This is a genomic window from uncultured Kluyvera sp. (assembly GCF_902485085.1).
In the GTDB taxonomy this organism is placed as follows: domain Bacteria; phylum Pseudomonadota; class Gammaproteobacteria; order Enterobacterales; family Enterobacteriaceae; genus Kluyvera; species Kluyvera ascorbata.
Map to the genome: position 1 here is coordinate 39,207 of NZ_CABTJS010000016.1, position 19,630 is coordinate 58,836.

Genomic DNA, 19,630 nt, shown 5'->3' on the forward strand with positions numbered 1-19,630 from the left:
ATGGAAACCAAGAGTGGGGAGGCAAAGGTGCAGAAAGTGAAAAACTGGTCTCCCGTCTGGATCTTCCCGATCGTCACGGCGCTGATTGGGGCCTGGATCTTATTTTATCACTACAGCCATCAGGGGCCGGAGGTGACACTTATCACCACCAATGCTGAAGGTATTGAAGGTGGTAAAACAACGATCAAGAGCCGCAGCGTGGACGTTGGCATTGTCGAAAGCACCACGCTGACCGACGATCTCACGCACGTTGAAATTAAAGCGCGACTGAATTCGGGCATGGAAAAGCTGCTGCATAAAGACTCAGTATTCTGGGTGGTGAAGCCGCAGATTGGCCGTGAAGGCATCAGTGGATTAGGAACACTGCTGTCGGGCGCTTATATCGAGCTGCAGCCAGGAACTAAAGGTTCTGCACCGAATGACTATCAGCTTCTGGATTCACCGCCGCTTGCACCACCAGATGCAAAAGGTATCCGTGTGCTGCTTGATAGTAAAAAAGCAGGGCAGCTCAGTCCGGGCGATCCGGTGCTGTTCCGTGGCTATCGTGTAGGGTCCGTTGAGACGAGTACTTTTGACTCGCAGACCCGTACTATCAGCTATCAGTTGTTTATCAGCGCGCCAAACGATCGACTGGTTACCAGCAACGTACGTTTCTGGAAAGACAGCGGCGTAGCGGTCGACCTGACCTCCGCAGGGATGCGCGTAGAAATGGGATCGCTGTCGACGCTCTTTAGCGGTGGCGTCAGCTTTGACGTGCCGGAAGGCGTCGACCTGGGCCAGCCAATTGCTGAGAAAACGGAGTTCAAACTCTACGACGATCAGAAAAGTATCCAGGATTCGTTGTATACCGAGCACATCGATTATCTGATGTTCTTTAAAGACTCTGTTCGCGGGTTGCAGCCTGGCGCACCGGTCGAATTCCGCGGTATTCGTCTTGGAACCGTGGCGCAGGTGCCTTATTTTGTGCCGGGCTTACGTCAGGCATTGAACGACGATTATCGTATTCCGGTGCTGGTTCGCATTGAACCAGAGCGTTTGGCGAGCGAGCTTGGAGAACAACCTGATGTTGGCGCTCACTTAACGAGCCTTATCCAACGTGGTCTGCGCGGTGCGCTGAAAACGGGTAACCTTGTGACGGGTGCGCTTTACGTTGACCTTGATTTTTATCCAAAAGATCCGCCAGTGACCGGCATGCGTGAGTTTGGTGGTCATATGATAGTACCGACCGTCAGCGGCGGTCTGGCGCAGATCCAGCAGCGCCTGATGGATACGCTTGATAAGATCAACAACCTGCCGCTGACCCCAATGGTTGAGCAGGCGACGAATACGCTGAGCGAAAGCCAGAACACTATGCGCCGTCTGCAGACTACGCTGGATAATCTGAATAATATTACCGCCAGCCAGTCAGCACAGCAGCTGCCAGCCGACATGCAGAAAACGCTGCTTGAGCTTAACCGCAGTATGCAGGGCTTCCAGCCGGGTTCCGCCGCTTATAACAAGATGGTGGGCGACATGCAGCGTCTGGATCAGGTTCTGCGTGAACTGCAGCCGGTGCTGAAAACGCTGAATGAGAAGAGCAACGCGCTGGTGTTCGAAGCGAAGGATAAAAAAGATCCAGAGCCTAAGAGGGCGAAATAATGAAAAAGTGGATAGTTCTGGCCGCGGTGTGTCTGTTAGCTGCCTGTAGCAGCACGGAGAATAAGACCTACTACCAGCTGCCGCAAGCAACGGGGACGGTGCAAAATAGCGCGAGCTCCAGCCAACGTTTGCTGTGGGTGGAACAGGTTAACATCCCTGATTTCCTTGCAGGCAGCGGTGTGGTCTATCAGACCAGCGACGTACAGTATGTGATTGCCAGCAATAATCTGTGGGCAAGCCCGCTGGATCAGCAGCTGCGAACCACGCTGGTGGCGAACCTCAGCAATCAGCTACCGGGTTGGGTGGTCTCCTCGCAACCGTTAGGCAGCGACCAGGATACGCTCAACGTCTCGGTTAACGGCTTCCATGGGCGTTACGATGGTAAAGTGATAGTGAGCGGTGAATGGTTGCTTAACCATCAAGGGCAGCTGACTAAACGCCCGTTCCATATTGAACTGGCGCAGCAGCAGGATGGTTATGACGCGATGGTGAAAGTGTTGGCGCAGGCCTGGAGTCAGGAAGCGACCTCGATAGCTCAGACCATCAATCGCTAACCATAAGTAGAATTAATAGTTCTAAAGACCGTCGACGGTGCAAAACCTCGGCGGTTTTTTTATGCCTACGCTCAATTGCTTACTTAACCCACTTCACATTTTTTGTACAAATGATCTTCTGAGTAGCTCACAAATATGACATTGGTATGAATTCTGCGCATTGACGGGAAGATTATTTAGCGGTATTCGTATTGTGTGGCTGCACACTTTGTAACCACTGTTTTCTTTTCCACCAGACCAAGATATGAGGGAAACGAGGCATGAAGAGACAAAAACGAGATCGCCTGGAGCGGGCACATCAGCGTGGGTATCAGGCCGGGATTACCGGGCGGCCAAAAGAAATGTGTCCATACCAGACCATTAACCAGAGGTCTTACTGGCTGGGAGGCTGGCGAGAAGCCATGGAGGACAGGGCGGTAGTCGCCTGACACTGTCTCTTTAAAAAGAAACCTCCGCATAGCGGAGGTTTCGCCTTGAAATTCTCAACGCTTATCCGTCGTTAGATCCTCTAACGACAAGCAGTATCAGAATGCAGAAGTGTCCTGGAACAGGCCCACTTTCAGATCGTTAGCCGTGTAGATCAGACGACCATCCACCAGTACTTCACCATCCGCCAGACCCATGATCAGACGACGGTTAACAATGCGCTTGAAGTGAATACGATAGGTCACTTTCTTCGCGGTTGGCAGAACCTGACCGGTGAATTTAACTTCACCCACGCCGAGCGCACGGCCTTTGCCTTCACCGCCCAGCCAGCCGAGGTAAAAACCAACTAACTGCCACATTGCGTCCAGACCCAGACAGCCTGGCATTACTGGATCGCCGATAAAGTGGCAACCAAAGAACCACAGATCTGGATTGATATCGAGTTCAGCTTCAACAAAACCTTTGTCAAAGTTGCCGCCGGTTTCGGTCATTGAAATGACACGATCCATCATCAGCATGCTCGGAGCTGGCAACTGCGGGCCTTTAGCGCCAAACAGTTCACCGCGACCAGAGGCAAGAAGATCTTCTTTAGTATAGGATTCGCGTTTATCTACCATGTTTTAAGTAAGCCTTATTTTGAGTTCGGGACGCAGGATAGCTAACACGTGTACGCTGAACAAGTCCGATCAGTTGGAAGCTGAACGATTTAACCAGCGTAACGGCCACGGATAGCGGTAGCGAGGCTCCTGCTGTGTGGCTTGTGCAATACGTTCCTGAATAGTTTGCAGCAGCGTCTGACCTTCTCCGTCCCAGTTCAGCTGCGTAAGAAGCGGCAGCGCATCAGTGACATCATCAATGGCCCAGATTGAGAATTCTCCTGCTTCTACCGCTTCCTGCACCTCAGCCGCAAGGCTCAGATGACGTACGTTGGCGGAAGGAATGATGACCCCTTGTTTCCCGCTCAAACCGCGTTGGGCGCAGATGGCAAAGAAGCCTTCAATTTTTTCATTCAGACCGCCAACTGGCTGAGCACGGCCAAACTGGTCAACAGAACCGGTCATGGCGATGCTTTGATTAATCGGAACGTTTGCCAGGGCGCTGATAAGCGCACAGAGCTCGGCCATAGAGGCGCTGTCGCCGTCAACTTCGCTGTATGACTGTTCGAAGGTGATAGAGGCAGAGAACGGGAGCTGCTGGTCTAGATCCAACTCGGCCATTAAGAAGGCCTGCATCAGCATCATCCCTTTGGCGTGAATATTGCCACCAAGTTCCGCCTTGCGTTCAACGTCGGTAAACTCACCGTCGCCAATATGTACGACGCAGCTTATTCGTGACGGCTCACCGAATGGGCGAGGGTGACCAGGGAAATCAATGACCGACAGGGCGTTGATCTGACCGATGCATTCGCCTTCGGTTTCAATCAGGATCTGCTCAAGCAGAATTTCATCCTGCATACGTTCGGCCAGGAATCCTTCACGCCACTGGCGCTGCACCAGCATCGTTTTCAGCTGTTCGGCGTTGATGGTGTTATCCGTGGTAAACGGTGCGGCTTCGCGTAGCTGGCGGCTAATCCACAGCGGGCAAAGCGGCATAATTTCCTGGTCACCGCTGTAACGTGCGCCTTCCTGCATCAGGAGCGGCCAGGCATCAGCGGCAAGCATCGGCAGGGATTTCTCACGGGCTACGCTTGATACCCACTGACACCACTGTCTGAGCGCTTCTTCGTCTGTCAGCTGCAGGCTGTCTTCAAACTCGCTGTACAGTGAGGATTCCGCTAACTCAGGCTCCATCTCCTGGAAGTCAGCCAGCGATTCGCGTTCACCGACCAGCATGACCTTAAGCGTTAACGGCATCGAAGGGATGCTCACCGGCAGCGGACGCGCATCATCAAAGGTGAGCCAGTCAAAGCGCTGCTGCGTGACGATATTCTTTAAACGCATCCACAGCAGTGGCTGTGACATCAGCGTTCGTAAAGAGAGGATGAGAATGCCGCCGTTAGCCTGATGGACCAGACCTGGCTGCAGGCTGATTTCGCCATTAAACTGACGAACACAGCCAAAAAGTTGTTCAGCTTCGGCCCAGTCGGCAAAAATGATGGGGCCGGTACTGGCGAAATTATCCTCTGCACTTTTGGCTGGCTGCATCGTGACTTTGCCACCGATAGCCTGATAATCAACGCCCGTAAGAGCAGATTCATCGCTATTGCGCAGAGAGAGGGCCGTTTGCGAGAGCAGTTGCAGGTACTCTTTTTCTTCTGGGGCTTTCACCAGTAAGAAGGGTGAGATCCCCTGTGGGTGGAGAAACTGCTCCAGCGCGTAGTGTAAACGGGCCTGGAGTTCGCTGAATAATGCGTCGTTTTCTGAGGCTAAGTCAGGCTGGGCAAATAGCGCCTGGTAAGCTTCAGTCGCGGGGGCGAGAAAGCGCCGGGAAAGAGTATTTATAGTCAATGTCGCTATTTTTAGTCAGATGTAAAGTGCGTGATTATACCTGATGCCGCAGGGAAGCTCACGGAGAATAGGGGAGTATCTTCGGCCCTTGGCTTTATCCATATCACAGTTGCAGATTTCTTCTCAGCACATTGAGAAAAAACTGTTATCCTGAAAAGAGTTACACGGTCACACTGAGATCGCAATGAAATATCAACAACTGGAAAATCTTGAAAGCGGCTGGAAGTGGAAATACCTGGTGAAAAAACATCGGGAAGGTGAGTCCATTACCCGCTACATTGAAGCCAGCGCCGCACAAGAGGCTGTCGATGTTTTGCTGAAACTGGAAAATGAACCAGTTCAGGTGAATGGCTGGATTGCTCAGCACATCAACCCGCAGCTGGTAAACCGTATGAAGCAGACGATTCGTGCACGCCGTAAGCGTCATTTTAACGCCGAGCATCAGCATACCCGCAAGAAGTCTATCGATCTCGAGTTTGCCGTCTGGCAGCGTCTAGCAGGGCTTGCTCAGCGCCGGGGTAAAACGCTGTCCGAAACAGTGGTTAAGCTTATCGAAGATGCTGAGAATAAAGAGAAGTATGCGACGAAGATGTCTAGTCTGAAGCAGGACCTTGAGGCGATGCTGGGAAAAGAGAAGTAGCCACTACCCGTGTCTCGATAGCTTGTCTGATTAAATTCAGGACAAAAAAAACCCCGCAGCGCGGGGTTTTTTATTAGACGGGAACTTAAGCCTGAGGCTGAGTTACAACGTCTTTGCTACCTTTAACTTCGATCTCTACGCGACGATCTGGTGCCAGGCAGTCGATCAGCGCAGCTTTCGCTTTCACGCCGTCACAGGTGTTGCCAGTAACTGGGTTAGATTTGCCCATGCCACGTGCGGAGATTTTGTCAGCTGGGATACCTTTAGATACCAGGTAATCAACAACGGACTGTGCACGTTTTTCGGACAGACCCTGGTTGTAAGCGTCAGAACCGATACGGTCGGTGAAGCCCAGAACCACTACGGAACCTTCTTTAGGATCCAGGTTGCTCAGCTGGGTGTACATCTGATCCAGAGCCTGTTTGCCTTCTGGTTTCAGAGTAGCTTTGTTGAAGTTGAACAGAACGTCAGACTTCAGAGTGAAGTGTTTGGTCTGTACTTCTGGAGCTGGAGCTGGAGCTGGCGCGATAACTGGCGCTGCTGCATCCTGCTGGCCGAAACGGTAGGAAACACCTACGCTCAGCATGCCGTTGTCTGGACGTACGCCAACGCTGTTTGCGTCGCCGATGTTGTTAACCCACTGGTATTCCAGACGGGTAGCGATGTCACGAGTAACAGCCCACTCAACGCCGCCAGCGAATACTGGGGAAACGCCAGTGTCGTGGTTGTCGCCGATTTGGTTGTTGCTGGAATCAGCACGCCATACCATACCACCCAGACGAGTGTAGATATCCAGATCGTCAGTTACTGGGTAACCCAGTTTAGCGGTCAGCTGTACGCCCTGAGCTTTCAGTGCGCCATTGGTCTGGCTACCGGTGTATTTCATACGGCCCAGCCAGTCGTAACCCATTTCGAAACCAACATACGGGTTAACCTGGTAGCCACCGAACGCGCCTGCGCCCAGCTGGCTGTTGTGGGTAGAACCGTTGTTGTTCAGGTCACTCTGGTACCAGCCGGTGTCATGGAACTGGGACCAACCCAGTTTACCACCCGCATACCAGGTGTTGTCTTGCGGAGCGGCTTGCGCTACGGAAGCGAAACCTGCCAGTGCCACTGCAATCGCGATAGCTGTCTTTTTCATTTTTTGCGCCTCGTTATCATCCAAAATTTGCCATGAAGTTCTAAATAGATTCACGGTTAAATCCTTCCACCGGGGGCGTGGCTTAGTAATTACTCAGCAGATATCTGCGGTGTTAAGCTGAGCACCCCTGGCGATGTAAAGTCTACAACGTCGCTGGAAACTTACAAGTGTGAACTCCGTCAGGCTTATGAAAAAAAAAGAGTTGTATACGCAATATTTAACAAATGTGTCGAAAATTTAAACGATGCAAAACACCCAGAACCGCACCAGACAAGCGTTCTACCTAAAATCATTCATAAAATCGAGGAGATAAAAAAACTGCAAAAAAAAGGCCAGGAAAATTCCTAATTTTCTTCAATGATACAAATTTGAGTGAATTTTTAGCCCATTAAATTGTCCAGCACAACGAGAGGCAGAGTGAACTGGTCGCATAATAAACACCATCGCGTTACCGTCTTCGGCAGCCTGTTGTAATCGGGCATGTTCTTCCGCTGATAAATCTTCCGTCAACCAGCCGATAACCACACTATAATTCCCCGTACGAGATGCGCGAACCATGGAGTCGAGCATGTCGCCTGGAGGCATCTGACGTAGCTGCATCACTTTTGTCAGCGGTAGGCCAGATGCTTGCACCCACTGGCGGCTGAGCTTTTGCTGCGGTGTTAACCACAGCTGCCAGCGAGACTGCTGACCGAGCTGCTGTAGCAGGGGCAGTAGCAATAGCTGCGCCATCATCGGCTGATCTTCCCGATAAAGCACTTCGCTAACCAAAGCGGTTGAGGAATCTTTTACTGATGTAAAAGTATGGGAAGCGGTAGTCGAGACCGCAGCAGAAGAATGATTTACAACACCAGAAGTATACATAGTTAATCCAGCCCTGTGGGTTACTGTATGAATATACAGTACTACCCTGAAGATTAAAGATCAACCTCATTTTCTGAAAGCAACTCGCAAAATTGCACTCTAAATGCCTACAAAGGCAAATTCACCTTGCCGTGTCGAACGAACGCGCCTATGTTGCTTGTTATGTCTTCCATTAACAAATTTAATGCATCCATGTCCATGATTATTAAGGATTAATCATGAAGAAAATATCATATAAACGGATTTATCAGTCCCAGAAATATTTTTCGCTGTTGGGCAAAATCAAGTCGCGGGCGCTGTTTGGTGGCTATAGTCTTGCCGTCAATGATGCGGTATTTGCAATGGTCTCTGAAGGGGAACTCTACCTGAGGATGTGCGAGGAAAGTGCGACCTATCAGGCTCAGCATTCGCCTCCATTACTGACATTACGTAAGCGAGGGTGTTCACAGCAGTTAAAGTATTTCCATGTTGGCGAGCGGCTCTGGTCTGACGAACCGGTCTTACTTCAGCTTGGCAAATTTTCTCTCGAGGATGCGCTTCGAGAAAAGAAACAACAGAAATCATTACGGATAAAAGATCTGCCTAATCTCTCATTTCATATGGAGCTGTTGTTAAGTGAAGCGGGAATTAAAGATGCTCAAATGCTTCAGCATCTGGGGGCAGAAATGGCATGGATTCGGCTGCGTAAGATTCGTAAGCAGCTGAGTATTAATGTGCTGTATTCTCTGGAAGGGGCGATTATGGGCGTTCACTCAGCCGCGCTCCCGGCGCAACGGCGCCAGGAGCTACAGGAATGGGCATTAGCCCACGTGAAAACGGAGGGGGTCAGGCCATAACCTGTTTTTGCAAACGACAGATTTCAGGTAGCAACGAAATCATCAGGCCAATTTGTTGTAAGACCAATGGCTCTTTGCTGTCCGGGCGAGGTTCGAGATGTTGGATTCGTGCGGCTAAGTTAGATAAAGCTTGCTGCACCCGTTCCTCATCAGAAGGCTGGTGGTGTAGCGCATCATCGACATAGCACACCGCATCGTCCAGAAGAGCCAGTATTTCTGCTGTAGCCAGTTTTTCCCGATGGGCACCTAAAGCGGAAATATAGCTGGTCAGGGTGTGGTTGAGGCAGAGCAGCCGAAACGCAGTTTCTCGCATTTCCGGGGTGACCTTAGGTTCCGTCGACATGTTTGAGACCACTGAGGCGAGCTCTGCATCCCGGTTATGCGCATCACGACGTGCAATTCGATAGGCCAGACGGTTATCGCGCCCCTGGTGATACTGTTCCAGAATTGCGTCCAGGTAGCGGCAGTTTGCGTCAACTGCGCGCTCCAGCACGCGAGGCAGATTGCGGAATTTCCAGTCAGGCCAGATAAAACTGACGGCAACCCAGGCAATACCGCATCCAATCAGCGTATCCACCACACGCGGCAATGCTACTTCGAAGCCCTCACCAAGCAGGTTAAAGCACAGCAGAACCAGCAGCGTGATAAACATCGTCGCGTGCGCGTATTGAACGTTGCGAAAAGCGAAGAAGAGAACCCCGGTGATGACAATCAGTGCCAATTGTCCCTCAAGCGAAGGGACCAGCCACAAAATCGGCAGACCTAGGGCCACGCCGACCAGCGTACCGATGATACGCAGCGCCAGGCGGTGACGGGTGGCGTTATAGTTGGGCTGACAGACAAACAGGCTGGTGAGCAGGATCCAGTAGCCGTGTTGCAAACCGGTAAACTGAATGAATGCGTAACCTGCGCAGAGTACCAATGACATACGCACCGCATGGCGAAAAAGCGCCGACTCCGGTGACATATTACGACTCAGACGCGACTGAATATCGGCAAAACCATGCAGGCTATCGTCTGCGAGCAAGGTTTCCGTCTCGCTTTGCGCCTGTGATTGCAGTTGCTCGGACTCGATAGTCGCAAGCTGGGCGTCAATAGCGCGCAAATTGTTCAGTAAAAAACCAAGTGCTTTCATCTGTTCTGGCGCGGCACCACTGGCGCGTACGCGGTCTAACGCAGCATCGAGGTGGGAGAATGCGCGCTCAAACCGCGCATCGTGCTGATAGGGGGTACGGAGCAATATTGATTTTGCCAGATCCTGACAGGCGATGGACTGCATAGAGAGCAGGCGCTGGAAGCGAAACATGACATCGCTGTAGCGGAAGTTATCGCGCAGCGCCTGGTACTGGATATGCGATGAACTGGCTCGTTCGTGAATATCCTGGGCGACGAAATAGTAATGTAACGTTCTTCGGGTACTCCGCTGGCCCCGGTCGCCGCGCAAACGCGTTAATAGCGACACTTTGGTTTGGTTAAGCGTTGCCATCAGTTGCCCATTTGCCAATGCCAGCTCATAAAGTGGCGCCTGGTCTTCGTCATCGAGGTCCGGGTCAAACAATCGGGATTTCAACTCGAGATAACGAGAAAGCTGTTCGTAGCTACGGGCGAGGTTATCCTGCAGTGGACGGATAGGGAAGATGAGGTGCCCGGTCAGAGTCAGTAGGTTATACCAGACGGCACCGGCAATCAGCAGCAGCGGTTGTTGATACCAGTGTGCGTAAAGCGATACCCCCAGCATGGTATAAATAGCAATAAGCAGCGCACCAAATGCGATGGTGGCGTAGCGCTGACCAAGGCCGCCGAGCAGGATAAACCCGATCGTCGAAATCGTTAAACCCAGCGCAAACAGCCATGGCCACGGAAACAGCAACTCCACTGATGCCGAGGCAATGAAGAAACAGATAAGCGTGATAACCAGGTTGCGTAACCGTCCGGTGAGTCGATCGTCGAGGTCGGTCAACGCCGCGGCGACCACGCCCAGGGTGAGCGGAATGGTGAGCTTAGCATCGCCCAGCCACCAGGGCAGGGCGGTAGTACCGATAAGCGCAATAAAGATTCTGGCGTTATAAAGCCAGGTACTGTTCCATGTATAGCGGCGAAGCAAAGGGCTTAGCATAGCGTGTATTCGTCCTGATTACTGAAAACGGCGGCGTGCATTTGCTTCGCGAGCCGCGCGCGCTACTTCCACGGGAACCACACGACGGCCAACCGGCCAGAGTGCGATGGCGGCAATTTTAAAGTTAGCGATGCCAACAGGAATACCAATGATCGTCACGCACTGCGCAATCCCGGCGAGAATATGAGTCAGACACAGCCACCAGCCGAACAGTACGAACCAGACAATATTAAGCACGGTTCCGCCCGCATTCATCACGCTGCTTTTTGTTCCTGGCTCCAGTTCATCAACATGAACGGCCTCATTACCGTAGGGCAGCAGTGAGAGTTTGGTGATTTCCCAGCAGGAGCGAGTGAGCGGTAAGGTAATAATCAAAATGATACTGACCAGCGTTGCAAGCAGCCAGCCTAGCGTTGTCAGAAATCCACCTAACACAAAATTCAAAATATTCAGAACTGTACGCATAAACCCTCTGTGTAGCACTGTGAATAATAAGACCTGATGATTGTAACGTTTTTTTACGCTGGAGCACCTATTCTCTGGCGGTTACACTGTGAGGTATCGAAAAAGTCAGGATTCGACACGACATGGAATTAAAATCAACAACGCTGGGCAAGCGCATGGCGCAGCATCCTTATGACCGGGTTGAGATCCTCAACGCCGGCGTCAGGGTCTCCGGTCCTCAGCATGAGTATCTCATTCCTTTCAATCAGCTTCTGGCCATCAACTGCAAACGCGGTCTGGTGTGGGGGGAGCTGGAGTTCGTTTTGCCTGAAGATAAAGTCGTACGCCTGCACGGAACCGAATGGGGAGAAACGCAGCGCTTCCACCGCCATTTGCTGGGGCTCTGGCAGCAATGGGGCGAAGAAATGAGCGCGATTGCCGCTGAACTTCTCGAAAAGCAGCTAGCGGTAATTGCAGGCAGCAGCGCAGAAACCCAATGGCTCACCCGCCAACAGGCGCAAAAAATACGCCAGCAGGTGGTCACGGCGCTGGAAGGGCTACCGTTACCGACCGAACGTCTTGAAGCATTTGATAACTGCTGTGATGCCTGGCGTCAATGTCAGGCATGGCTGACCGATAAAGAAAACGGTCGTGCGCAGCATAATCAGCGATACACCGAAGCGATGCTGGAAAAGTACGCTGAATTTTTCGAACAGATTGAGTCATCGCCACTTAATACTTCTCAGGCACGAGCGGTGGTGAATGGTGAACGTTCGCTGCTGGTGCTGGCCGGGGCTGGCAGCGGAAAAACGTCCGTGCTGGTGGCGCGGGCGGGTTGGCTGCTTGCGCGGGGTGAAGCGTCGGCGGAGCAAATCCTTCTGCTGGCCTTTGGTAAAAAAGCCGCGCAGGAAATGGATGAGCGCCTGCAAACGCGGCTGCATACGGACGCCATTACCGCGCGTACTTTCCACGCCCTGGCGCTGCACATTATTCAGCAGGGTAGCAAAAAAGTTCCGGTTGTTAGCAAGCTGGAGAACGATTCCTCTGCCCGCTACGCGCTATTTACCCAATGCTGGCAGCAGCAGTGTCGGGAGAAAAAGGCGCAGGCTAAAGGCTGGCGTTTGTGGCTGCAGGATGAGATGGGTTGGGACGTCGCCGAAGATAATTTCTGGGAAGATGAAAAACTCATTAAACGCATGGGGAGCAGACTCGATCGCTGGGTAAGCCTGATGCGTATGCACGGCGGTTCACAGGCAGAGATGATTGCCGGTGCGCCGGAAGAGGTACGCGACCTGTTTGGTAAACGCGTGAAGCTGATGGCGCCGCTGCTGAAGGCGTGGAAAACGGCGCTCAAAGACGAAAACGCCGTCGACTTTTCCGGGCTTATCCATCAGGCCATCAATATTCTGGAAAAAGGTCGCTTTGTCAGCCCGTGGAAACATATTCTGGTGGATGAATTTCAGGATATCTCTCCACAGCGAGCCGCGCTGCTGGCGGCGCTGCGTAAGCAGAACTCACAAACCTCGCTCTATGCCGTGGGCGATGACTGGCAGGCCATCTATCGCTTCAGCGGTGCGCAGCTTTCGCTGACCACCGCGTTTAACCACTATTTTGGTGAAGGCGATAACTGCGCACTGGATACCACCTACCGCTTTAATAGCCGTATTGGCGAGATAGCCAATCGGTTTATTCAGCAAAATCCGCACCAGCTCAGTAAACCACTCAATAGCCTGACCGCGGGCGATAAACATGCTGTGACGCTGCTGGAGGATGACAAGCTTGATGCGCTGTTTGATAAGCTCAGCGGTTACGCCACTGAGGATCAACGAATCCTGGTGCTGGCGCGTTACCATCATCTGAAGCCTGCCGCGCTTGATAAGGCCGCTACGCGCTGGCCTAAGCTCAATATCGATTTTATGACCGTTCATGCCAGCAAAGGCCAACAGGCGGACTACGTCATCGTGCTGGGGCTTAAAGAAGGGTTTGACGGTTTCCCGGCGCCTGCACGCGAGTCGATTATGGAACAGGCGCTGCTGCCTGCGCCGGAAGATTTCCCGGATGCCGAGGAGAGACGTTTACTGTACGTGGCCATTACTCGCGCGCGTTTACGTGTCTGGCTGCTGTTTAATCAGCAACAGCCGTCGCCGTTTGTGGATATTTTGAAGCAGCTGTCAGTGCCGGTGGCGCGAAAACCTTAAGATAAGCCGGAGTCATGACTCCGGCTTGCTTCTGGCGCTTATTTCAAGCGCTCAGCGAGGTAGCGTTGGTAGTCCGGAATCAGGATATCGACCGGCTCGCTGAAGTTCGGTGACTGGATAATAAAATCAGCGGTGGAGGCGTTGGTAGCAACCGGGATATTCCAGACGGTTGCCAGACGGAGCAGCGCCTTGACGTCAGGGTCGTGTGGGACGGCGTTAAGCGGATCCCAGAAGAAGATCAGGACGTCGATTTTACCTTCTGAAATCAGCGCGCCTACTTGTTGATCGCCGCCCATCGGGCCGCTCAGCATAGCTTTCACTTCCAGGCCGGTGGCGCGTTGCACCAGGTTACCGGTGGTGCCGGTGGCCGACAGCGTATGCTGCGCCAGACAATCCCGGTGGCGCTCTACCCATTTCATTAGCATATCTTTGCAGTGGTCGTGCGCAACCAGCGCAATGTGTTTACGCGCCGGTAAGGTGCGAGTGGTGAGTTCCATAAACCATTCCCTATATGTGTAATCCAGACAGATTACTGCAAGCGAATCAGCCTGCAAGCTCTGATTAGCAAAAATTTGACGCGCGACATCGGCGTGCTCGCGTACACTTAAACGATTAGCCAGGAGGATAATGATGACAGAACATGATATTGCCAACATTTTGACCACTACCCACACCATTGCGCTGGTGGGGGCAAGCGATAAACCTGACCGCCCAAGCTATCGGGTCATGAAATATCTGCTGGATCAAGGCTATCGCGTGATCCCAGTGTCACCGAAGGTAGCTGGCGGCACGTTGCTGGGCCAGAAAGGCTATGCCACGCTTGCCGATGTGCCGGAAAAGGTCGATATGGTTGATGTCTTCCGCAACTCTGAAGCGGCGTGGGGTGTGGCACAAGACGCTATCGCGATTGGCGCTAAAACGCTGTGGATGCAGCTTGGAGTGATTAACGAGCAGGCGGCAGTGCTGGCGCGCAATGCGGGTCTGCAAGTGGTGATGGATCGCTGCCCAGCGATTGAGATCCCGCGTTTAGGGCTGGCAAAATAATCAGAGTCACGCGAGGGCATTCCCGGCGTCGCTTCGCTTGGCCGGGCTACGGAATGTTATCTGTACTTCATAATAAAAAACCCCGCAGTGCGGGGTTTTAGCATTAACGCGGCGGTTAGTTACGCAGCCGCGGTGCCTGTAGCTGTCGGCGGATGGTACGCGCCAGTTCATCCATCGTAGGTTGCTCTGGGTGATCTTCGCGCGGTTCGCTGCTCAACTGGGCTTCGGCCAGATAGGTATGTACCGGCTGACCATCGTCATCTTCCATCACCACGTGATACCAGGGCAACGCGCGAAGCTCATCGTTGGCCGCAAGATCGTCGGGATCAGGATCGTCAAGCGAGTAAACCGGGTCGATATCTACCACCACGCCCAGGTAGCCCAGCAGGGAGTGACGCACCTGCTGGCCAATACCGAATTTGCTGGTAATCATCATACTCACCTCCCGGGAAATGGCGTTATCTCTGTATCTCTACATATATAGACACCATTTCGCTTTTCAAGTTACATGATGCGGCAGGCAAATCCTTTCAGGTACAGTCCTTCCGGGTAGGTTGCAATCACCGGGTGATCGGCTGCCTGACGGAACTGCTCTATAAATTGTACATCACGACCAGCATCTACTGCGGCATCAGCAATGATTTTCTGGAACAAATCTGAGGTCATCAGGCCGGAGCAGGAGAAGGTCAGCAGCACACCGCCCGGGTTCAGCAGCTGAATAGCCAGCATGTTGATGTCTTTATAGCCGCGGCAGGCACCCATCAGCTGGCTTTTATTTTCCACAAATTTCGGTGGGTCCATAACGATCACATCGAACTTCTCGCCCTGGTCGCGATATTTACGCAGCAGTTTGAAGACATCGTCGCGAACGAATTCGGCTTTGCTCAGATCCAGTTTGTTCAGCTCGACGTTTTGACGTGCCACGTCCAGCGCTTCCTGGGAAGTATCTACGCTGGTGACCTGGCTGCATCCGCCCATCAGCGCAGAGACCGCAAAGCCTCCGGTGTAGGAGAAGCAGTTCAGAACGCGTTTATCCGCCACGTAGCGACGAGTCGCCAGACGGCTGTCGCGCTGGTCAAGGTAATAGCCGGTTTTATGGCCACCCCGAATATCTACCAACAGCTTCATGCCATGTTCTTCAATAGGCAGCAGGGCAGGTGGCAGTTCGCCGGTGACTGGCCCTTGAGTCAGTTCCATACCTTCTTTTTTACGCACGGCAACGTCGCTACGATCGTAAATCGCACATTGCGGGTACAGCGTTTGCAGTGCGCTAATCAGCGCTGCACGCTGGTATTCCGCACCGGCGCTCAGCAACTGTAGCACCAGGAAGGAGCCAAAGCGGTCGATGGTGACGCCAGGCAGGCCGTCAGACTCGCCGGCGATCAGACGATAGCTGTCCAGCCCGTCTTTCTGCGCCAGCCAGTCGCGCCAGGTTTGTGCTTGCTGCAGGCGACGCACGAAAAAGTCGATATCGATGGTTTCCTTGGCATCGAACGTCCACACGCGAGCGCGGATTTGCGAAGCTGGAGAATATGCGCCGCGGGCTAACCATTTCCCCTGATGGTCGACAATATCAATGGTCTCGCCGAGGCTGGCTTTGCCTTCCATGCGCGCAACCGCACCGGAAAAGACCCAGGGATGACGGCGCAGCAATGATTTTTCGCGCCCTTTGGCTAACACTAAACGTACACTCATAGTTTTTTTATCTGACTATATAGGAAGGGATCAGGCTGCATTTTCCTGACTTCCCTGCATAAATGCAACGAACAGCGGAAGAATGTCAGGCCAATTGACGCTAAAGTGGAATAAATCGTCTGAACTATACCGGAGGAAAGCCGCATGGATAAATGCGTAATTTGTTGGGTTTACGGCCAGGTACAGGGCGTCGGTTTTCGCTTTTTTACCCAGCAGGAGGCCGTGCGTCTGGGCCTGCGAGGCTACGCGCTGAATCTGGATGATGGCAGCGTGGAGGTTGTCGCCTGCGGCAGCGAAGAGCAGGTCGAGAAGCTATTGGCGTGGTTGAAAGCGGGCGGGCCGCGCAGCGCCCGGGTTGATAAAGTTCTGGCGGAACCCCATCAACCCGAAAAAGCGTGGAGCAACTTCAGTATTCGCTATTAGATGCACTTCACTGGCTTAGGCAGGCCCGCGATTTTGGTGGCCTGTTTGGCCGGGCCTTTCGGGAACAGGCGATACAGGTAGCGGCTGTTGCCTTTCTCTTCGTCGAAGGTATTCGCCATCGCTTTGACCAGCATACGAATTGCCGGAGAGGTGTTGAACTCCAGATAAAACTCACGCACAAAGCGTACGACTTCCCAATGTTCAGGGCTCAGTTCAATACCTTCATTGGCGGCAATCGCCGCCGCTAGTCCTTCGCTCCACAGCGTAGTGTCTTTAAGATAGCCTTCGCTATCGGTCTCGATTTCAGTGTTTTCGTAGATAAGCATAATATTTCACGTAACAAACAGATGGCGGCAAGTGTAGCAAATAAAAAGGCCCCGCATAAGCGAGGCCTTGGGTCCGTTGAGCTGGGATTAATCGCGGCTTGCGAAGCCCAGAATGCTCAGCAGGCTGACGAAGATGTTGTACAGCGAGACATACAGGCTAACGGTAGCACGGATGTAGTTGGTCTCACCGCCGCGGATGATGTTGCTGGTCTCATACAGGATGGCCCCGGAGGAGATCAGGATAAACACCGCGCTAATTGCCAGGTGCAGGGCAGGCAGCTGCAGGAAGATGTTCGCCACCATACCAATCAGCACCACCACGATACCGGCCATCAGCATACCGCCGAGGAAGGACATGTCCTTACGGGTTGTCAGCACGTAGGCCGAGCAGCTGAAGAACACCAGCGCGGTACCGCCCAGCGCCATACCGATAACGTCGCCCATGCCCGCAGACAGATAGGCGTTCAGAATCGGCCCCAGGATGTAACCCAGGAAGCCCGTAAAGGCGAAGGCCGACAGAATACCGACCGGCTTATCCGCCGTTTTATAGGTCAGGAACATTAAACCATACATGCCAACCAGCGTCAGAATAAGGCCCGGAGACGGCAGCATCAGCACGGTGCTGGCGGTCGCAGTAATGGCGGAAAACGCCAGCGTCAGGCTCAGCAGAAAATAGGTGTTACGCAGAACTTTGTGTGTGCTCAGCAGCGATGAGCGGTCACGCGATGAAGTAATTATGCGATCCATAAGTCACCCTTTATATGACAGATGTTATTAGTGAGACAGAATAAAAAATCTCTTCTTTATTCCCTAATGATTTTACCCATCTTTACTCTGTCGAATCAGGGTATTACTGGTGGGTCACAAATTCCATTAATAAAATCACGAAGATCGAGATCAAACTCTTATAGGTTGTTGAAAGCATTTGCGTTGTTGCGGCTTCATGCTAACAGTGAAGAGGGTTATAACAACAAGGCAATGGAAATGAAATTAAAACACTATAACAACGTCACGATCGCGCTATTGGCGCTAGGTATAACCGCAACCGTTCAGGCGGCAAACGTGCCGGAAGGTACCGTGCTTGCCGATAAACAGGAGCTGGTACGCGGCAACGGCAATGAACCTGCCTCGCTTGATCCGCATAAAGTTGAGAGTGATGTTGAGTTCAACATCCTCAACGATATGTTTGATGGGCTGGTGGCGGTGAAGCCCGACGGTAGCATTGAGCCGCGGCTGGCGGAATCCTGGGACAATAAGGACAATACCGTCTGGACGTTCCATCTGCGCCCAGGCATTACCTGGTCTGATGGTTCAGCGATTACCGCACAAGATGTGGTCTGGAGCTGGCAGCGTCTGGTCACGCCAACCACCGCATCGCCTTACGCCAGTTACCCAGGCAATATGCATATAGTGAACGCGGCGGATATCGCCTTAGGTAAGAAGGCCCCGGATACCCTCGGCGTGAAGGCGCTGAATGACACCACGGTCGAAGTTACCCTGACGCAGCCCAACTCCGCCTTCCTCGCCATGCTGGCGCACCCGTCAATGGTGCCGCTGGATAAAGTGCTGATCGGCCAGTTTGGTGATAAATGGGTGAAGCCGGAGCACTTTGTTAGCAGCGGTGCCTACACACTGTCGCAGTGGGTGGTTAACGAGCGCATTGTGGCCGAGCGAAACCCACGTTACTGGGACAACGCGAAGACTGTGGTCAATAAAGTAACCTACCTGCCTATTCGCTCTGAAGCCTCTGATGTGAACCGCTATAAAGCGGGTGAAGTCGATATCGTCTACACCTTACCGATTAACCAGTTCAGTCAGTTGAAAAAGACGCTCGGCGATCAGGTGGACGTTAAGCCGCAGTTGGCGACCTATTACTATGAGTTCAACACCACTAAACCACCGTTTAACGATGCCCGTGTGCGTCGCGCGCTGAATATGGCGCTGGATAAAGACATTATTGCCGACAAAGTGTTAGGGCAGGGGCAAAGCCCGGCATGGGTGATTAGCCAGCCGGATATTGGCGGCGTGAAGCTGCACGGGCCTGATTACGCCTCCTGGCCGCGTGATAAGCGTATGGCTGAGGCGAAAAAGCTGCTGGCGGAAGCTGGATTTAATGATGCGCACCCGCTGTCGTTCAACCTGCTGTACAACACGTCGGAATCCCACCAGCGCATCGCGATAGCGGCAGCTTCAATGTGGAAGAAAAATCTCGGCGTTGAAGCCAAGTTGCAAAACCAGGAGTGGAAGACCATGCTGGATGCGATGCATACCGGCAACTTTGACGTCGTGCGCTACGCCTGGATTGCGGACTATGATGACGCCTCGACGTTCCTCAACACCTTCCGTACCGGCGACAGCGAGAATACGGCGAAGTACAGCAATCCGGACTATGACGAGGCGCTGCGCGATGCGGCGAAGACGCAGGATGTCGCTCAGCGTGCGCGCGATTATCAGAAGGCCGAAGACCTGTTGGCGCGCGATGTACCGGCTATTCCTGTCTATCACTACGTACGCACGCACCTGGTAAAACCGTGGGTGGGCGGATTTGCGCCGGATCGCCTGGGGAATTTCTCCACGAAAGATATCTACATCAAGAAGCATTAAGTGGAAATTTGAGGAATAAAGCGTCGTAAAAATAGCCATTTTGTTGTTTTTTCAGGCGAATAACAACATTTTGGCTGTTTTTCAGGCAAACGAACGTTTTGGTGCTTTACAGGTCCGTTCGGGATGTTTATAGTGCGCCTCATTGGAAGCGTGGCCGAGCGGTTGAAGGCACCGGTCTTGAAAACCGGCGACCCGAAAGGGTTCTAGAGTTCGAATCTCTACGCTTCCGCCAAA

20 protein-coding genes and 1 tRNA gene are annotated in these 19,630 nt (G+C 52.8%); 10 read left to right on the plus strand and 11 right to left on the minus strand.

The genetic code is table 11. The features are described from left to right. The 3 genes from pqiB to rmf all read left to right on the plus strand — a co-directional run bounded on the left by pqiB (position 1) and on the right by rmf (position 2,620). Entirely contained in the window at positions 1-1,638 is a 1,638-nt protein-coding gene (pqiB, locus tag RDN66_RS03180) for an intermembrane transport protein PqiB (protein WP_202216124.1), read from the plus strand. Next, entirely contained in the window at positions 1,638-2,192 is a 555-nt protein-coding gene (pqiC, locus tag RDN66_RS03185; RefSeq protein WP_035892403.1) for a membrane integrity-associated transporter subunit PqiC, read from the plus strand. The genes pqiB and pqiC overlap by 1 nt, the downstream gene beginning before the upstream one ends. Before the next feature lie 260 nt (positions 2,193-2,452). Continuing rightward, complete coding sequence (rmf, locus tag RDN66_RS03190) at positions 2,453-2,620, plus strand: ribosome modulation factor (RefSeq protein ID WP_035892402.1); 168 nt, start codon at positions 2,453-2,455, stop codon at positions 2,618-2,620. A gap of 96 nt (positions 2,621-2,716) precedes the next feature. Here the strand turns inward: rmf and fabA are convergent, their stop codons facing one another. After that, a complete protein-coding gene (fabA, locus tag RDN66_RS03195) occupies positions 2,717-3,235 on the minus strand; it encodes a bifunctional 3-hydroxydecanoyl-ACP dehydratase/trans-2-decenoyl-ACP isomerase (RefSeq protein ID WP_035892401.1) in 519 nt (172 codons plus the stop codon). 69 nt (positions 3,236-3,304) lie between these two features. Further along, complete coding sequence (locus tag RDN66_RS03200) at positions 3,305-5,065, minus strand: Lon protease family protein (protein ID WP_202216123.1); 1,761 nt, start codon at positions 5,063-5,065, stop codon at positions 3,305-3,307. A 184-nt stretch (positions 5,066-5,249) separates the two neighbouring features. Between RDN66_RS03200 and matP the strand changes: the two genes are divergently transcribed. Then, positions 5,250-5,705 (plus strand): macrodomain Ter protein MatP, encoded by a 456-nt coding sequence (gene matP / locus RDN66_RS03205; RefSeq protein ID WP_202216122.1) that lies wholly within the window; start codon positions 5,250-5,252, stop codon positions 5,703-5,705. 85 nt (positions 5,706-5,790) lie between these two features. Here matP and ompA read toward each other — a convergent pair whose 3' ends face one another. Together ompA and sulA are read right to left on the minus strand one after the other, a co-directional pair. Then, entirely contained in the window at positions 5,791-6,846 is a 1,056-nt protein-coding gene (gene ompA, locus RDN66_RS03210) for a porin OmpA (protein ID WP_202216121.1), read from the minus strand. A 354-nt stretch (positions 6,847-7,200) separates the two neighbouring features. After that, a complete protein-coding gene (gene sulA / locus RDN66_RS03215; RefSeq protein WP_035892397.1) occupies positions 7,201-7,710 on the minus strand; it encodes an SOS-induced cell division inhibitor SulA in 510 nt (169 codons plus the stop codon). Positions 7,711-7,928: 218 nt separating this feature from the next. Between sulA and RDN66_RS03220 the strand changes: the two genes are divergently transcribed. Further along, positions 7,929-8,546 carry a TfoX/Sxy family DNA transformation protein gene (locus RDN66_RS03220; protein ID WP_035892396.1) on the plus strand — a complete coding sequence of 206 codons (618 nt, stop codon included), beginning with the start codon at positions 7,929-7,931 and terminating at the stop codon, positions 8,544-8,546. Here RDN66_RS03220 and yccS read toward each other — a convergent pair. Next, positions 8,536-10,662 (minus strand): YccS family putative transporter, encoded by a 2,127-nt coding sequence (yccS, locus tag RDN66_RS03225; protein WP_202216120.1) that lies wholly within the window; start codon positions 10,660-10,662, stop codon positions 8,536-8,538. The two genes, RDN66_RS03220 and yccS, sit on opposite strands and share 11 nt — an antisense overlap. Before the next feature lie 18 nt (positions 10,663-10,680). Further along, positions 10,681-11,127 carry a YccF domain-containing protein gene (locus tag RDN66_RS03230; RefSeq protein ID WP_035892393.1) on the minus strand — a complete coding sequence of 149 codons (447 nt, stop codon included), beginning with the start codon at positions 11,125-11,127 and terminating at the stop codon, positions 10,681-10,683. 122 nt (positions 11,128-11,249) lie between these two features. Here RDN66_RS03230 and helD point away from each other — a divergent pair, with 122 nt between their 5' ends. Next, entirely contained in the window at positions 11,250-13,304 is a 2,055-nt protein-coding gene (helD, locus tag RDN66_RS03235; RefSeq protein WP_202216119.1) for a DNA helicase IV, read from the plus strand. A 38-nt stretch (positions 13,305-13,342) separates the two neighbouring features. Here helD and mgsA read toward each other — a convergent pair whose 3' ends face one another. Beyond that, entirely contained in the window at positions 13,343-13,801 is a 459-nt protein-coding gene (gene mgsA, locus RDN66_RS03240; protein ID WP_035892391.1) for a methylglyoxal synthase, read from the minus strand. 133 nt (positions 13,802-13,934) lie between these two features. On the opposite strand from mgsA, the gene RDN66_RS03245 reads away from it, so the two are divergent. Further along, positions 13,935-14,348: a CoA-binding protein gene (locus tag RDN66_RS03245; RefSeq protein ID WP_248538954.1), complete on the plus strand. Its 414-nt coding sequence runs from the start codon at positions 13,935-13,937 to the stop codon at positions 14,346-14,348. Positions 14,349-14,463: 115 nt separating this feature from the next. On the opposite strand, the gene hspQ is transcribed toward RDN66_RS03245, so the two are convergent. Together hspQ and rlmI are read right to left on the minus strand one after the other, a co-directional pair. After that, complete coding sequence (gene hspQ / locus RDN66_RS03250; protein WP_035892449.1) at positions 14,464-14,781, minus strand: heat shock protein HspQ; 318 nt, start codon at positions 14,779-14,781, stop codon at positions 14,464-14,466. Positions 14,782-14,852: 71 nt separating this feature from the next. Next, positions 14,853-16,043, minus strand: coding sequence for a 23S rRNA (cytosine(1962)-C(5))-methyltransferase RlmI (gene rlmI / locus RDN66_RS03255; protein WP_035892389.1), 1,191 nt, complete (start codon positions 16,041-16,043; stop codon positions 14,853-14,855). 144 nt (positions 16,044-16,187) lie between these two features. On the opposite strand from rlmI, the gene yccX reads away from it, so the two are divergent. Next, positions 16,188-16,466 (plus strand): acylphosphatase, encoded by a 279-nt coding sequence (gene yccX, locus RDN66_RS03260; RefSeq protein ID WP_035892387.1) that lies wholly within the window; start codon positions 16,188-16,190, stop codon positions 16,464-16,466. On the opposite strand, the gene tusE is transcribed toward yccX, so the two are convergent. Next, a complete protein-coding gene (tusE, locus tag RDN66_RS03265) occupies positions 16,463-16,792 on the minus strand; it encodes a sulfurtransferase TusE (protein WP_308537547.1) in 330 nt (109 codons plus the stop codon). The genes yccX and tusE overlap by 4 nt on opposite strands. A gap of 87 nt (positions 16,793-16,879) precedes the next feature. Continuing rightward, a complete protein-coding gene (yccA, locus tag RDN66_RS03270) occupies positions 16,880-17,539 on the minus strand; it encodes an FtsH protease modulator YccA (RefSeq protein ID WP_052284078.1) in 660 nt (219 codons plus the stop codon). Between the two features lie 237 nt (positions 17,540-17,776). Here yccA and RDN66_RS03275 point away from each other — a divergent pair, with 237 nt between their 5' ends. Next, complete coding sequence (locus tag RDN66_RS03275) at positions 17,777-19,396, plus strand: ABC transporter substrate-binding protein (protein ID WP_202216117.1); 1,620 nt, start codon at positions 17,777-17,779, stop codon at positions 19,394-19,396. A gap of 144 nt (positions 19,397-19,540) precedes the next feature. Further along, positions 19,541-19,628, plus strand: a tRNA-Ser gene (locus RDN66_RS03280). The last annotated feature ends 2 nt before the right edge of the window (positions 19,629-19,630 follow it).

Excerpts from the sequence above, each read along its gene's own strand:
- hspQ (WP_035892449.1), bottom strand. The coding sequence starts at position 14,781 with ATGATTACCAGCAAATTCGGTATTGGCCAGCAGGTGCGTCACTCCCTG.
- rmf (WP_035892402.1), top strand. The coding sequence starts at position 2,453 with ATGAAGAGACAAAAACGAGATCGCCTGGAGCGGGCACATCAGCGTGGG.
- pqiC (WP_035892403.1), top strand. The coding sequence starts at position 1,638 with ATGAAAAAGTGGATAGTTCTGGCCGCGGTGTGTCTGTTAGCTGCCTGT.
- tusE (WP_308537547.1), bottom strand. The coding sequence starts at position 16,792 with ATGCTTATCTACGAAAACACTGAAATCGAGACCGATAGCGAAGGCTAT.
- RDN66_RS03220 (WP_035892396.1), top strand. The coding sequence starts at position 7,929 with ATGAAGAAAATATCATATAAACGGATTTATCAGTCCCAGAAATATTTT.
- RDN66_RS03245 (WP_248538954.1), top strand. The coding sequence starts at position 13,935 with ATGACAGAACATGATATTGCCAACATTTTGACCACTACCCACACCATT.
- yccX (WP_035892387.1), top strand. The coding sequence starts at position 16,188 with ATGGATAAATGCGTAATTTGTTGGGTTTACGGCCAGGTACAGGGCGTC.
- helD (WP_202216119.1), top strand. The coding sequence starts at position 11,250 with ATGGAATTAAAATCAACAACGCTGGGCAAGCGCATGGCGCAGCATCCT.
- RDN66_RS03275 (WP_202216117.1), top strand. The coding sequence starts at position 17,777 with ATGAAATTAAAACACTATAACAACGTCACGATCGCGCTATTGGCGCTA.
- yccA (WP_052284078.1), bottom strand. The coding sequence starts at position 17,539 with ATGGATCGCATAATTACTTCATCGCGTGACCGCTCATCGCTGCTGAGC.
- ompA (WP_202216121.1), bottom strand. The coding sequence starts at position 6,846 with ATGAAAAAGACAGCTATCGCGATTGCAGTGGCACTGGCAGGTTTCGCT.
- yccS (WP_202216120.1), bottom strand. The coding sequence starts at position 10,662 with ATGCTAAGCCCTTTGCTTCGCCGCTATACATGGAACAGTACCTGGCTT.
- sulA (WP_035892397.1), bottom strand. The coding sequence starts at position 7,710 with ATGTATACTTCTGGTGTTGTAAATCATTCTTCTGCTGCGGTCTCGACT.
- fabA (WP_035892401.1), bottom strand. The coding sequence starts at position 3,235 with ATGGTAGATAAACGCGAATCCTATACTAAAGAAGATCTTCTTGCCTCT.
- RDN66_RS03230 (WP_035892393.1), bottom strand. The coding sequence starts at position 11,127 with ATGCGTACAGTTCTGAATATTTTGAATTTTGTGTTAGGTGGATTTCTG.
- rlmI (WP_035892389.1), bottom strand. The coding sequence starts at position 16,043 with ATGAGTGTACGTTTAGTGTTAGCCAAAGGGCGCGAAAAATCATTGCTG.
- matP (WP_202216122.1), top strand. The coding sequence starts at position 5,250 with ATGAAATATCAACAACTGGAAAATCTTGAAAGCGGCTGGAAGTGGAAA.
- mgsA (WP_035892391.1), bottom strand. The coding sequence starts at position 13,801 with ATGGAACTCACCACTCGCACCTTACCGGCGCGTAAACACATTGCGCTG.
- pqiB (WP_202216124.1), top strand. The coding sequence starts at position 1 with ATGGAAACCAAGAGTGGGGAGGCAAAGGTGCAGAAAGTGAAAAACTGG.